This window comes from Nocardia sp. MDA0666 (assembly GCF_003023875.1).
Taxonomy (GTDB): domain Bacteria; phylum Actinomycetota; class Actinomycetes; order Mycobacteriales; family Mycobacteriaceae; genus Nocardia; species Nocardia aobensis.
Window position 1 is genome coordinate 192160 of record NZ_PYHT01000009.1, and the last position, 14318, is coordinate 206477.

At 68.5% G+C, this 14318-nt stretch carries 11 protein-coding genes; 9 read left to right on the forward strand and 2 right to left on the reverse strand.

The window, feature by feature from the left end:
* Positions 1-78 precede the first annotated feature (78 nt).
* Both C8258_RS15785 and C8258_RS15790 read left to right on the forward strand, forming a co-directional pair.
* On the forward strand, positions 79-576 hold the full coding sequence (locus C8258_RS15785) for a hypothetical protein (protein ID WP_104363133.1): 498 nt from the start codon (positions 79-81) through the stop codon (positions 574-576).
* 197 nt (positions 577-773) lie between these two features.
* Positions 774-4043, forward strand: a complete 3270-nt coding sequence (locus C8258_RS15790; RefSeq protein ID WP_106955849.1) for an arabinosyltransferase domain-containing protein — start codon at positions 774-776, stop codon at positions 4041-4043.
* A gap of 544 nt (positions 4044-4587) precedes the next feature.
* On the opposite strand, the gene C8258_RS15795 is transcribed toward C8258_RS15790, so the two are convergent.
* Both C8258_RS15795 and C8258_RS15800 read right to left on the reverse strand, forming a co-directional pair.
* Positions 4588-5007, reverse strand: coding sequence for a hypothetical protein (locus tag C8258_RS15795; RefSeq protein WP_233225114.1), 420 nt, complete (start codon positions 5005-5007; stop codon positions 4588-4590).
* A gap of 272 nt (positions 5008-5279) precedes the next feature.
* Positions 5280-6284: a hypothetical protein gene (locus tag C8258_RS15800; protein WP_233225115.1), complete on the reverse strand. Its 1005-nt coding sequence runs from the start codon at positions 6282-6284 to the stop codon at positions 5280-5282.
* A 355-nt stretch (positions 6285-6639) separates the two neighbouring features.
* Here C8258_RS15800 and lspA point away from each other — a divergent pair, with 355 nt between their 5' ends.
* The 7 genes from lspA (at position 6640) to rarD (ending at position 14247) form a co-directional block, all read left to right on the forward strand.
* Positions 6640-7173 (forward strand): signal peptidase II, encoded by a 534-nt coding sequence (lspA, locus tag C8258_RS15805; protein ID WP_063820352.1) that lies wholly within the window; start codon positions 6640-6642, stop codon positions 7171-7173.
* Positions 7170-8096, forward strand: a complete 927-nt coding sequence (locus C8258_RS15810) for an RluA family pseudouridine synthase (protein WP_106955812.1) — start codon at positions 7170-7172, stop codon at positions 8094-8096. The genes lspA and C8258_RS15810 overlap by 4 nt, the downstream gene beginning before the upstream one ends.
* A 12-nt stretch (positions 8097-8108) precedes the next feature.
* Entirely contained in the window at positions 8109-8768 is a 660-nt protein-coding gene (locus tag C8258_RS15815) for a hypothetical protein (RefSeq protein WP_233225116.1), read from the forward strand.
* A gap of 65 nt (positions 8769-8833) precedes the next feature.
* Positions 8834-9745 (forward strand): ADP-ribosylglycohydrolase family protein, encoded by a 912-nt coding sequence (locus tag C8258_RS15820; protein WP_233225117.1) that lies wholly within the window; start codon positions 8834-8836, stop codon positions 9743-9745.
* A 97-nt stretch (positions 9746-9842) separates the two neighbouring features.
* Positions 9843-12290, forward strand: a complete 2448-nt coding sequence (locus tag C8258_RS15825; RefSeq protein ID WP_063064735.1) for an HAD-IC family P-type ATPase — start codon at positions 9843-9845, stop codon at positions 12288-12290.
* Positions 12291-12383: 93 nt separating this feature from the next.
* Positions 12384-13223, forward strand: coding sequence for a PhzF family phenazine biosynthesis protein (locus tag C8258_RS15830; RefSeq protein ID WP_106955814.1), 840 nt, complete (start codon positions 12384-12386; stop codon positions 13221-13223).
* A 97-nt stretch (positions 13224-13320) separates the two neighbouring features.
* Positions 13321-14247: an EamA family transporter RarD gene (gene rarD, locus C8258_RS15835; RefSeq protein WP_106955852.1), complete on the forward strand. Its 927-nt coding sequence runs from the start codon at positions 13321-13323 to the stop codon at positions 14245-14247.
* Positions 14248-14318 lie beyond the last annotated feature (71 nt).

Genomic DNA, 14318 nt, shown 5'->3' on the forward strand with positions numbered 1-14318 from the left:
GCCGCCGGTCGGGTGGGAGCTGTCACGTGAACGGAACCAGACCAACTCGAACGCAAAGGACGAGCATTGAAGCTTCAGATGACTGGACGCATCGCGGTCGCCACCCTGGCTGTCGTGGCTGCGCTCGGCATGTCTGCCTGCGGCAGCGGTGACAAGCACTCGAGCCACAAGTCCACCACGACCAAGGCCGCCGCCACCTCGGCCGCCAACGTGCCGCCGGTGCCCACGGTCGCCGATCTGAACTCGGAGTTGGCGCAGGCGCTGGACCCGGGCGTGCCGGCCGCGCAGAAGGCCCAGTGGCTCGAGGACGGTCAGGACGCCCTGGCCAAGGATCCCGAGATGATGCAGAAGCTGACCGACGCGTACCAGCAGAACAACGCCAAGATCAACGTCACCGATGTGGCGTATCTCGGTGGCGACACGCTGACCGCGAAGGTGGACTTCTCCGTCAACGGCGGTGCGCCGACCAAGGCCGACGTGCCGTTCGTCGCCCAGGACAACAGCTGGAAGCTGCAGAAGAGCTGGGCCTGCGCCGGCCTGAAGAACCTGGGCCAGCAGTCGCCCGCGTGCGAGTAGATCTCGTCGTACCGGCCCGGGCCGGCGTTCCGAGCGGAACGCCGGCCCGAGGCGTTCCCAGCGTGACGACGCGGCGCGATGACTAGGCGCTATGCCGTGACGGACGCACAACGAAACTGAACAAAGACTGAGAAACGTCGGACGACTTCGCTCGTTCCGGAGGCCCCGCGCTAGCATCTGCCTCCGTGACCGACACGATGGTGAGGGCGGACGACACGCCCGCGGCAGGACAGGGACACCGGGTCGACCGGTCACGACTCGCTCGCTGGGCCCAGCCGATCGCGCTGATCGCCGGACTTCTGGGCGCCCTGTGCGCCATCGCGGTACCGCTGTTGCCGGTGCAGGTCGACCACACCACCCTGTCGTGGCCGCAGCAGGGCTCCACCCGCGGCATCGACGCGCCGCTGGTCTCCTACGCCCCGCTGACCTTCGACGCCACCGTCCCGTGCGCGGCGCTCGCACAGCTGCCCGCGGACGGCTCCACACTGACCGCGACCATGCCGTCCGGTGCCCCGGACCTGGAGCGATACGGTTTCGTCGCGCGGGTCCGGCCCGGAACCGACGGTAAGCCCGGCCAGTTCGAAGCGGTGTTGCGCAACCAGTCTCTGGCCAGTGTGCCGGTGGACCGGCTCGGCGGCGACTGCGCCTTCACCGTGCATTCCGAAATCTCGCACACCACAGCCACTTTCACCGGCGCCGACGTGAAACCGGTAACGCTGCAGGGGGATTGGCGCCCCCAGCTGGTGGGTGTGTACAGCGACCTGACCCGGGCCGCCGGAACCAGCGTCACCGCCCAGGTCGACAGCCGATTCTCGGTGGTGCCCACCGTGCTCAAGCGGATCGCGACCGTGCTGGCGGTGGCGTTCACCCTCATCGCGCTGGCCGCGCTGTTCCGCCTGGACCGGCTCGACGGCCGCCGCATCCGGCGCTGGCTGCCGCAGCGGTGGTGGAGCTTCGGCCCGGTCGACGCCGTGGTCCTTGGCGGACTGGTGATCTGGCATTTCATCGGCTCGACCACCTCCGACGACGGCTATCAGTTCGGCATGGCGCGCGCGTCGCTGGTGTCGGGATATATGGCGAACTACTTCCGGTTCTTCGGCGTGCCCGAAAATCCGGTCGGCACACCGCCGTACGACATCATCGCGCATATGACCGAGATCAGTACCGCGAGTCCGTGGATGCGGATTCCGACGCTGCTGGCCGGTGTGGTGACCTGGCTGGCGCTGAGCCGGGAGGTGATTCCGCGCCTCGGTGTGGCGGTGCGGCACGACCGGGTGGCGGTGTGGACCGGCGCGCTGATCTTCCTGGCGGTCTGGCTGCCCTACAACAACGGCCTGCGACCGGAACCCGTGATCGCGGTCTGCGTCCTGCTCACCTGGTGTTTCGTGGAACGTGCCATCGCGACCCGGCGTCTGCTGCCGTATGCGATCGCGATTCTGGTGGCGGCGTTCAGTTTCACCGCGGCGCCCTCGGGCGTGATCTGTGTGGCGCCGCTGCTGGCCGGTATGCGATCGGTGTTCCGCTTCGGCAGCGCCCGGGCGCGCGAGCTGGCCGCCGATCCGCAGACGGGTGAGCAGCGCTCCCGCTGGGCCGTGCTGTACGGCTACGGTTCCCTGCTCGCGCCGCTGGCGGCGGCCGGAGCCCTGGTGCTGGCCTTCGCGTTCTCGGTGCAGCCGCTCTCGGCGATGTTCGAGATGCGCCGCGTGCACACCGCGGTCGGCCCGTCCGACCCCTGGTACAACGACTACCTGAACTATCAGTGGCTGTTCATGCCGACCGCCGACGGGTCGATCGGACGCCGCTTCGGCATGGTGGCGATGTGGCTGGGCCTGCTGGTCTGCGTGTTCGTCCTGTTGCGCAAGGGCGGGCGGATCCCGTCCACCGCGGGCGGGCCGGCGCGGCGGCTGCTCGGCATCACCTTCGCGTCGATGCTGCTGATGGCGACCACGCCCACCAAATTCACCCACCACAACGGCGTATACGCCGGACTCGCGGGTGCGGTAGCGGTGCTGACCGCGGTCGCGGTCGGCCCGCGGGTGATGCGCTCACCGCGCAACCGGGCGTTGTTCGGCGCCGTGGTCGCCTTGGTGATGGCGCAGATCTTCACCAGCGTCAACGAATGGTGGTACGTGTCCAGCTACGGCATTCCGTGGTGGGACAAGCCGCCCTCGATCCACGGCTTCGGGCTGAGCAAGCTCTTCCTCGCCGTGGCCGTGGTACTGCTGGCACTGGCCGGATGGTGGCATGTACGCGCACCGGAACCCGGTACGCCGCACCGGATTTCGCGACCGGCGTGGCGCTGGGCGAAGATTCCGCCGCTGACCGTGGCCGCGGCGCTGCTGGTGGTGTTCGAGATGGCCTCGTTCGCCAAGGGCGCGGTCGCCCAGTATCCGGCGTTCTCGCTGGCCCGTTCGAATGTGGATGCGGTACTGGGTAAACCGTGCGGATTGGCCGACGACGTACTCGTCGAAACCGATCCCAACGCCTCGATGCTGGCGCCGCTGACCGGTGATCCGCAGACGACGTTCACCGCCGGCGCCACCGGATTCGTGCCCAACGGGGTCGGCGATCTGACCCCGGAGGGAGAGCCGACCAACAGCAGCAGTATCTCCAGCGCCTTCGACAGCGGGAAGAACCAGGGCGAGGCCGGCACCCAGACCGCCGGTGCGCCACTGCCGTACGGCCTGGACTCGGCTACCACTCCGGAGCTGGGCACCGCCGGCCAGCAGGATCCGGCCGAACTCACCACCGGCTGGTACCGGCTGCCTCCGGCCGCCGAGCGCACCGGGATCGTGGCGATCACGGCGGCCGGGCGCATCCGCTCGATCGACAAGGACGGTGTGGTCACCCCCGGCCAGCGGGTCGAGATCGAATACGGCACCAGCGATTCACCGACCGCGGCGCATCCGCTGGGCTCGGTGATCCCCGTTGATATCGGGCCGACGCCGTCGTGGCGCAACCTGCGGGTGCCGTTCGGTCAGATCCCGCCGCAGGCCGATGTGATCCGTATCGTCGCCCAGGACAGCAGCCGCGATCCCAACCAGTGGCTGGCGCTGACACCGCCACGTGTCCCGCGCACCACGACCCTGCAGGACATGGTGGGCTCGCACAGTCCGGTACTGCTGGACTGGGCGGTCGGACTGCAGTTCCCGTGCCAGCGGCCCTACGACCACCGCGACGGGATCGCGCAGGTTCCGCACTGGCGCATCCTGCCCGACCGCACCGCCGCACACGACACCACACTGTGGGAGAGCCACGACGGTGGCGGCCCGCTGGGCTGGAGCCAGCAGTTGCTGAGCTCGCAAACTCTGGCCACCTATCTGAAGGACGACTGGCGCCGGGACTGGGGTGAACTGCAGCGGCTGACCCCGCGCGACACGTCCGCGACCGCCGCGGTGCCCACGGTGACCCGGGAGACCCACGGCGGCATGTGGAATCCGGGCCACATCAACACCGCCTGGGGCTGAGGCGGACCAGGGAACCGCTTCAGCATCCGGTGCGTCTAACAGACCGCAGGAACAGAAAGGCCTGCGCCGTAACGATGTTGGCGTCGCCGTCGTCACCGTGAAGGTGGTTGATCGCGATCGGCGGCAGCATCACCGGTGAGAAAATGATCTGTTAGGGGAGAATGATCCATGGTTGCTGTTAATGCCAACACCACGGTGCTCGGACGCGCCGCCCGCATCGTGGGGCTCACCGGAGCTCTTGCTGTCGGCATCCTGGGAAGCATTGGGGTGGGAACAGCGTCAGCAGACGTCGAGGTCTCCGTCACATGCCCGGTATTCTTGAACGACGGCAGTCCCGCGGGTGCCCTGACCGCTACTGGTCATGGTCGGACCCCGGCGGAGGCTGTGCAAGACGCAAAGAACAAGGCTCAAACAGAGGCGCCGCATCGCGGCGGGTTTGTCAATCCGGATCTTTGCCGATAGGGACCGTTTCGCTGGTACTCGCTCACTCGTACGGAGCGAGCGAGTACCAGCTCTACCGCAGTCATGAATTACGACAGCAAGGTCACGGGCCTTGGATGCCTTTGAAGCGATGAACCTGTCTTTCGGCCAGGTCATGGAACGCGCTGGGATCGATCGGTTGTGGTGCAGATTCGGCGATCTGCACGACGCTGCTACCCACCATGATCAAAGTCGCCGCCGAGTACAGTGACATACCTTGACTGCTGGTGCAGACTTCGAATGCGGCAGACACATCACCGATGGGGGGCTGCTGGAATTTGTCGATCCGATAGTTCAGCGAGTTCCGATCCGCGTCGGTGCCGGAATACTCGGTGCACTGCCGGAGGAGTTGTTGGATCGACGAGAAAGCTTGCGCCGCACCATCGTCGGCGTAGCTTGCGGCGTCGATATCGATGCTGGCGAAGTTCGGATCCGAGTAACTCGTCGTCGCTCGCGAGATGGCGCCGGAGAACTGGTCCCCCACCGGCCGTAGGACATTCGAGCACTGGGCCGGGTCCGTTCGGGAAAGATCAGGAGTCGTCGCTCCATTGCTACCGGAGCCGTCCTCGAGGTGTGTGAAGCCCGCTGGCAGGTCTGCGGGGCCGAGTAACTTCGCCTGCAACTCTGCAGAATCGGTGACGGGCGGTGCGGTTACCCGAGGCGGGTCGACCACAGGACCGAGATTCGACGTCGCCTCAGTGTGCGAGGACGCGCATGCTGACAGGCACACCAGCGGGAGCACCCAGTATGTACGCCTCATCCGCCCCACTGAACCCGGGTACTGATGTCCTGTCGGAGCAGTCCACCGCTGTGCGATTCCCGGTAAACCAGACCGCCGTCGATGGTCACCGAACCGGCAACCGGCAAGGGAAGGCCGAGGTCGACCACGATTGTGCCCGTCCCGCGCATCACGTAGTTGACGATGTCCAGCGAGCCTGTGTTGTTGGGCAACTGCCACTCAGTCGATTTCGGTGTCTGCGTGATATCCAGCGCGATAGTCAGCACGTTTCCTTCGCGCCTGGTAAGTGTCGCCGTCGTCACTTGATTGGCTTCGTTGGGCTGGAGGTCTCCCACCACCTGCTGGTGCACCGTCCACACCGCGTGCGGTCCGACCGGTTCGGCAGGAAAAGTCAGGGAGTGGTACACGACCTGGACCAATGCGCGCTCCAGGGCCGCCCGGGCGGCCTCGGGAGTGTCGGGTGTCGTTGTCAAACTGAGCCTGGTGATCGCGCCGGCATCGCTCATCACAAATCCAACATGTGAGCCGTCGGCATGGAGTAATTGCTCTGCCAGTGTGGGATCGGGCGAGGTGGCTGTGCCTACGGTCAGGTCGACACCGTCGCGCCCTGCATGCGCCGTGAGCGGGATCTCGATGGTTGGTGACGAGAAGTCGTTGGGGAGCCCATCATAAATCTGCTGCTCCAAGTGGTGGTCGGTGCGCAGGGTCACCTGCTGGGACGTGCCGGGCCGGACGGCCGGGCGCAGCTGAGAGTGCGGTTCCTCGCCCGGAGTGACCAGGGTGGCGACCGCGGCGGAGATCGGCAGGGTGACCTCCTTGCCGAAACCCGACGGCTCCACCTCGGCGTCGCTGGTGGCCTCGGTCCCGTCGCTGCAACCGACGCCGAGCGCGGACAGGGTCACCGCCAGTACCATCAACAGCACTCCCGAGCGCGCCGCACGCGGATTCGGGCCCCGGCCGGACGCACCCGCGGGGCGCAGACCGGTTACCGAGGCGCAGGAGTGGGAAGACAACACCGTCACGCCGATCAGGGTACGACCGGTTCCTGAAAAACAGCTTTGACTCCGGCCCGGCCACGTGCCGGGTGACGGCACCGCGAACCGGTGGTGACGTGATAAGGAATGATGGCTAGCTGTGAATACGGACCGGCCGCGTGAGCAGCACCTCGACGATCCCGACGAACCCCCGCGCGAGTCCGCGGTGGATCGGGGCGCCGATCGCGACGACGAATCCGGCGCGCGCGACAACGGCGCGGGTTCCGCTCCGGCAGCGGGCGGCTCGGACTCGGCAGCTCAGGAGGGGCCCGCGTCGGACCGCAGCGGCAGAGACGCGACCGCGAGCGCCGCTGGAACCGGTGCGGATTCGGCGGCCGCGCGGATGTCCGGCGCCCCGGCGGCCTTCCCGCGCCGCCTGCCGTGGCTGCTGCTGATCGCGGCCGTCGTGCTGGCCGTGGATCTGGGCACCAAGGCCCTGGTGGTGGCGAAGATGACGCCCGGCGAACCGATTTCGATCATCGGCGACGTGGTGCGGTTGACCCTGATCCGCAATTCCGGCGCGGCGTTCTCGATGGCCACGGGCATGACCTGGCTGCTGACCCTGATCGCGGTCGCCGTCGTGATCGGGGTGATCCGTATCGGCCGCACCCTGCGCTCGCTGAGCTGGGCGATCGGACTCGGCCTGGTTCTCGGTGGTGCGCTGGGCAATCTGGTGGACCGGCTGTTCCGTTCGCCCGGCCCGCTGCAGGGGCATGTGATCGACTTCATCGCCGTCACCAAATGGTGGCCGGTGTTCAACGTCGCCGATTCCTCGATCGTGTGCGGCGCGATTCTGCTGGTGGTGCTGACGGTGTTCGGTTTCGAACCCGACGGCACCCGCGCCGGCCACGACGATGACGGGAAGGCGGGCGAATGAGAGAGACACGAGCCATGCCTATCCCCGACGGTCTGGACGGCATGCGGGTCGACGCCGGACTCTCGCGGCTGCTGGGCCTGTCGCGGACCGCGGTCGCCGCATTGGCCGAGGACGGTTCGGTGCAGATCGACGGCACCGCGGCCGGGAAGTCCGATCGGCTCGTGGCCGGAGCCTGGCTGGAAGTGGAGTTCCCCGAACCGAAACGAGAACTCACCGTCGAGGCCACGCAGGTCGAGGGCATGAAGATCCTCTACGCCGACGACGACATCGTCGCGGTCGACAAACCGGTCGGCGTCGCCGCGCACACCGGAGTCGGCTGGTCGGGTCCCACCGTGGTGGGCGGGCTGGCCGCGATGGGCTACCGCATCTCCACCTCCGGCGCACACGAACGCCAGGGCATCGTGCACCGGCTCGACGTCGGCACCTCCGGGGTCATGGTCGTGGCGCAGTCCGAGCACGCCTACACGGTGTTGAAGCGGGCCTTCAAACAGCGCACGGTCGACAAGCGGTATCACGCGCTGGTGCAGGGACATCCGGATCCGTCCAGCGGCACCATCGACGCCCCGATCGGGCGAGCCCGCGGTAACGACTGGAAGTTCGCGGTCACCGCCGACGGCCGGCCCAGTGTCACCCATTACGACACCGTCGAGGCGTTCCAGGCCGCGAGCCTGCTCGACATCCACTTGGAAACCGGGCGCACCCATCAGATCCGCGTGCATTTCTCCGCGATCCGCCACCCCTGCTGCGGTGATCTCACCTACGGCGCCGATCCGCGGCTGGCCGAGCGGCTGGGTCTGCAGCGGCAGTGGTTGCATGCGCGCAGTCTCGGCTTCGCCCATCCCGCCGACGGCCGCTGGATCGAGATCACCAGCGACTATCCCGACGATCTGGAGCATGCCCTGGATGTGCTGCGCACGGTGTGACGGATGTGGCCGGTGAGTGAGAAGTGGCGCGCCGCAGCCGGTTTCATGGTCGTGGTGGTGCTGTTGATCGCCGTGGTCGCGTTGGGCTGGGCGCGGCCGCCGCGAGTGTCGATCCTCGGCACCGACCGGCTCGGGCCGGACTCCGGCGAACGCGTCGCCGGCTATCTCGAGCGCGCGCACGAGTCGCTGTCCGGCGCGGATACCGCGCCCCGCTGGGCCCTGGCGACCGCGAGCACCGCGCTGACCACCGACGCCGTCGTCGACATCGGCGCGGGACTGCGTATTTCGCAGGTCCTCTACCACGTTCCGATCGACCGCGTGTACACCCCGGTGATCACGGTGCCGGTTCCGGCCGGGACCGACGCGCTGCGGGCCGCGCAGGCGACGGCCGCGGGCGCGATGGATCACGTGCGGGCCGACGACGACCGCACCCGGCGCCTCGCGGCGGTGCTGGCCGCGCGCCTGCACTCCGGCTGCGCCTGCGCGGTGAATCTGGTGGTCCGCGGCACCCTCGCCCAGTTGCGAGGTCTGGCCTCCCGCAACGAGATTCGCAGTGTGCAGGCGCTGCCGCCGGATGCCTCCGCGGGTGCGTTCGCGGTCTTACCGCTCCTGCCCGAACACGTCGAGGTCGTGGCGCCGGGACCGGACGACGGCCCGATCCCCGACCACTGAATCGGGACCGGCCCTGTCGGTGCCACCGGGCATAATCGAGGCAGGCGAGGGGAGAGGATGTGCCGGTGGATCGAGACGCGGGGCTGCGGGACAGGGCGCAGGGGGTGCTGCTGGGGACCGCCGCCGGTGACGCACTGGGCGCCGGCTACGAATTCACCCATCCGGCAGCGGATTCGGTGATCGAGATGCGCGGCGGCGGTTCACTGCGGTGGGAGCCGGGGGAGTGGACCGACGACACCGCGATGGCGGTGGGTGTCTCGCTCGCGGCGGCCGAACACGGTGCGCTGCACCACCCGGCGGGTTTGGACGCCGTCGCCCGCCAGTTCGTGCGCTGGTGGGACAGCCGCCCCAAGGACGTCGGCTATCAGACCAGTCAGGTGCTGCAGTGGCGCAGTGCGGACGCGGCCGATATGCGCCGCCGCTCCTTCGAACTCGACGGGCTCACCGGCGGCAACGGATCGCTGATGCGCACCGCGCCGGTGGCCCTGTGCTATCTCGACGATCCGGACAACTGCGCCCGCGCCGCCCGGGCGGTGAGCGAACTCACCCACAGCGATGTGCGGGCCGGCGAGGCGTGCGTGTTGTGGACGTGGGCGATCCGGCATGCCGTGCTCTACGGCGACTACGACGGCGTGCGCGGCGGCCTGGCCTTCGTGGACGCCGATTTCTGGGCCGCGCTGCTGGACGAGGCCGAATCCGGCACTCCTGCGGACTTTCCGAAGAACGGCTGGGTGGTGCACGCGCTGCAGACGGCGTGGTGGGCGATCACCCATACCGAATCCCTGCCGGCCGCGCTCGAAGCGGCCGTGCGCGCGGGCGGCGATACCGATACCACCGCCGCCATCGCGGGCGGATTACTGGGCGCCCGCTGGGGCGCCTCGGCGATCCCGCCGCAGTGGGTCGCGCTGCTGCACGGATATCCGCGGCTGCGCGGTGACGATCTGGTCGCGCTGACCCGCCGCATCGTCGATCGCTGAACCGCGCACCGCGCCCGCCGGATGCCGGATGGTTGCCCGTCTCGGGGCCCGGGACCGGTGCCGTCCGATTCGCCGGAAACGCTCTAGGCTGTCGGACATGTCGATCACCGAGCAGCAAGCGCGCGCACCGGGTCTGACCGCGGCCGAGGTCGCACAGCGCGTTCGTGACGGGCAGACCAACGACGTGCCGGATCGGGCGAGCCGATCGGTTGCCGACATCGTCCGGGCCAATGTGTTCACCCGGATCAACGCCATCCTCGGCGTCCTGTTCGTGCTGGTCCTGGCCACCGGATCGATCATCGACGGCATGTTCGGCCTGCTGATCGTGGCCAACAGCGTGGTCGGCATCGTGCAGGAGCTGCGCGCCAAGCAGACCCTGGACAAACTCGCCATCGTCGGCCAGGCCAAGCCGGTGGTGCGCCGCGACGGCGCCGCCACCGAGGTCGGCCCGAAGGATGTGGTGCTCGACGATCTGATCGAACTGGGTCCCGGTGACCAGATCGTGGTCGACGGCGAGGTCGTCGAATGCGAACTGCTCGAGGTCGACGAATCCCTGCTCACCGGTGAGGCCGATCCGATCGACAAGACGGTCGGCGCGAAGGTGATGTCCGGTAGTTACGTGGTCGCCGGATCGGGCGCCTACCGGGCCACCAAGGTCGGCAAGGATGCCTACGCGGCGCAACTGGCCGACGAGGCGTCGAAATTCACCCTGGTCGACTCGGAACTGCGCAGCGGTATCGACACCATCCTCAAGGTGATCACCTACCTGCTGATTCCGGCGGGGTTGGTCACCATCTACAACCAGCTGTTCTCCAGCCACCAGAGCTGGCGGCACGCGCTCAACGGTATGGTCGCCGCGCTCGTCCCGATGGTGCCGGAGGGCCTGGTACTGATGACCTCGATCGCGTTCGCGGTCGGCGTCGTGCGGCTGGGTCAGCGCAAATGCCTGGTCCAGGAGTTGCCCGCGATCGAGGGCCTGGCCCGGGTCGACGTGGTGTGCGCGGACAAGACCGGCACCCTCACCGAGAACGGGATGCGGCTGTCGGAGCTTCGGGTGGTCGGCGATGTTCCCGAACAGCGGTTGCGCTCGGTGCTGGCCGCGCTCGCCCACGACGATCCGCGTCCCAACGCCAGCGTGCTCGCCATCGCCGAGGCCATGACGGAGGATCCGGGCTGGTCGTCCACCGCGGTCGCGCCGTTCAGTTCGGCCAAGAAGTGGAGCGGCCTCTCCTACGGCGAGCACGGCAACTGGCTGCTCGGCGCACCGGACGTGCTGCTCGATCCCGATTCCGGCATCGCCGCCACCGCGCAGGACATCGGCGCGCAGGGTCTGCGGGTGCTGCTGCTGGCCTCCTCGGACCGGCCCGTCGACGATCCGGACGCGCCGGGCACGGTGACGCCGCAGGCGCTGGTGGTGCTGGAACAGAAGGTGCGCCCGGATGCGCGCGAGACACTGGATTACTTTGCCGGCCAGGATGTCTCGATCAAGGTGATCTCCGGCGACAACGCGGTGTCGGTGGGTGCGGTGGCGTCCTCGCTCGGCCTGCCCGGCGGTGACCATGCCGTCGACGCGCGCCGATTGCCCACCGCCCAGGGCGAATTGGCCGATGTGCTGGACCGCGAAACCACCTTCGGCCGCGTCCGCCCGGATCAGAAGCGGGCCATGGTGGGGGCGTTGCAGTCGCGCGGGCACACCGTCGCGATGACCGGCGACGGCGTCAACGACGTGCTGGCGCTCAAGGACGCCGATATCGGTGTCGCGATGGGTTCGGGTAGTCCGGCCACCCGCGCGGTCGCGCAGATCGTGTTGCTGGACAACCGTTTCGCCACCCTGCCGTACGTGGTGGGGGAGGGCCGGCGGGTGATCGGCAATATCGAGCGCGTCTCGAACCTGTTCCTCACCAAGACCGTGTACTCGGTCCTGCTGGCCTTCCTGGTCGGCGTGGCCGGCATCGGATCGCAGATCTTCGATTACGCCCCGCTGTCGTATCCGTTCCTGCCGCGCCACGTCACCATCGCCGCCTGGTTCACCATCGGCATCCCGGCCTTCATCCTCTCGCTGGCCCCCAACAACGAAAGGGCGCGAACGGGTTTCGTGCCGCGCGTGCTGCGGCTGGCGATACCCTCCGGCACGGTGATCGGGGTGATGACCTTCATCGCCTACCTGATCGCCTACTGGAGTGCGGACCAGAGCCTGCCGACCGAGGCACGTGAGGTGCAGATCGGCACGACGGCGCTGATCACGCTGCTGGTGATCGCGGTGTGGGTGCTGGCGATCGTGGCGCGGCCGTGGAACTGGTGGAAGATCCTGCTCATCGCCGGTTCGGTCGCGGGCTATCTGATCCTGTTCACGGTGCCGTTCACCCGCCACTTCTTCAAACTCGACCCGTCGAACGCGGAGCTGACCGGGGTGGCATTCGCCTGCGGCGCCGTCGGCATCGTGCTGGTGGAGGTGGCGTGGTGGATCACCGCGATGGTGACCGGCGAACAGCGGCACCTGTTCCCGGATTCACCGGGCCGTAAGCCCCTGGGGCACAAGGACTGAGCCGCGACGGCGCGTCAACTGGTCACATGGTATGGCGCGCCGTGAACGTCCTTGTGCCACGCATCGATTCGCAACGCGGGTACCTTCGGCAGTATGGAGGTCCTGCTGCATCAGATCGATGCGTTCGCGGATGCGCCCTTCACGGGTAATCCGGCGGCGGTGATGCCGCTGCTGGGCTGGTTGCCCGACGAGCTGCTGCAGCGGCTGGCCGAGGAGAACCGGCTGTCCGAGACGGCCTTCTACACCTCGGCGCTGCCGGTGGAGGCCGGTTTGCCGCCCGGTGACGGCCCGGCGTTCTGGCTGCGCTGGTTCACTCCGGCCACCGAGGTCGACCTGTGCGGGCACGCGACCCTCGCCACCGCGGCGCAGATCTTCGACGATATGCATCCCACCGCGGACCGGCTGCACTTCTTCACCCGCAGCGGCTGGCTCGGCGTCGAACGCGACGGCGCGGAGCTCGAGCTCGACCTGCCGCTGGTGGAATCGGTGGACACCGTCCCGGATCCGGATCTGATCGCGGCGCTCGGGGTGCGGCCGGTGCGGGTGCTGACCGGCCAGGACGAGGTGGTCGTGGTCGCCACCGAAGCCGAAGTGCGCCAGGCTCGCCCCCGTTTCGCCGCCTTCCCGGCGCTGCGGCGCGGCGTGATCCTCACCGCGCCCGGCGACCGCTGCGATTTCGTCTCCCGCTTCTTCGCCCCCGGCGTCGGCGTCGACGAGGACCCGGTCACCGGCTCGGCGCATGCCCAGCTGGCACCGCTGTGGGCCCGCGATCTCGGCCGCAGCGAATTGTCGGCCCGCCAGTTGTCCGCCCGCACCGGCCGCCTGCGGTGCACGGTGAGCGGCTCCCGGGTGCTGCTGACCGGCCGCTGCCACCGCTACCTCGACGGCGTGGTCCGGCTGCCGCACGAGCAGACCCTGTCCCTTCCGCACTGACGCGAGCGCTGTCGGAAAACTTGCTCGACAGATGTTGCCGGACGGAAGTAGCGTGCCGCTCGTGCGGGTGCGTGGAGCGGTGAGCAGTATGGAGGAGATGTCCGGCGCGGTCGGCTCGGCGCGGCGGCTCGGGCGGTCGCTCACCGGTGGCGGGGTGGCGGTCGGCGCCGGGGCGTATCTGATCTGGGGAATGTTTCCCGCCTTCTTCGGATTGCTCGACTTCGCGGGGCCGGTGGAGATCCTGGCGCAGCGGATTCTGTGGACCCTGGTCGTGGTGCTGGCGTTGCTGCTGGCGGCCGGGCGGTTGCGCGAACTGGGGGCGATCGACGGCCGCACGTGGCGCTTGGCGGCGGTCGCCGCGGCGGCGATCTCGATCAACTGGGGCACCTACGTCTACGGCGTGACCTCGGGGCACGTGGTGGAATGCGCGCTCGGCTATTTCATCAACCCGCTGGTCACCGTCCTGTTCGGCGTGGTGTTGTTCCGGGAGCGGCTGGTGTGGCCGCAGTGGGTGGCGCTCGGGCTCGGCGGGGCCGCGGTGGTCGTGCTGACCGTCGACTACGGCAAGCCGCCGATCATCGCGCTCGTCCTGGCCTGTTCGTTCGCCACCTACGGTCTGGTGAAGAAGGTGATCCGGCTCGACCCGATGCGCAGCGTCGCCGCCGAGGGCGTCGTGTCCGCGCCGTTCGCGCTGGCGGTCGTCATCGCGCTGGGCGTGCGCGGGGACGCCGAGTTCGGGCACGGCGCCGGCCACACCGCTCTGATGGTCGCCACCGGACCGGTGACGCTGATTCCGCTGTTGCTGTTCGCCTTCGCGGCGTCGCGGGTGCCGCTGTCGACCATGGGGATTCTGCAATATCTCACTCCCGCACTGCAATTGGCGTGGGGTGTGCTGGTGGGCCACGAACCGATGCCGGCTTCGCGCTGGATCGGATTCGGGCTGATCTGGACGGCTCTGGCGGTCTTCACCGGGGACGCGCTGCGGCGATCCCGGCGCTTGGCACGGCGGGACGCGCTGGGTTAATGTCGGATTCGTGGCGATGCTCCCGTAGGCCGACGAGTACCGGTCCGGGGTCGGGATCGTCACTATCAGAG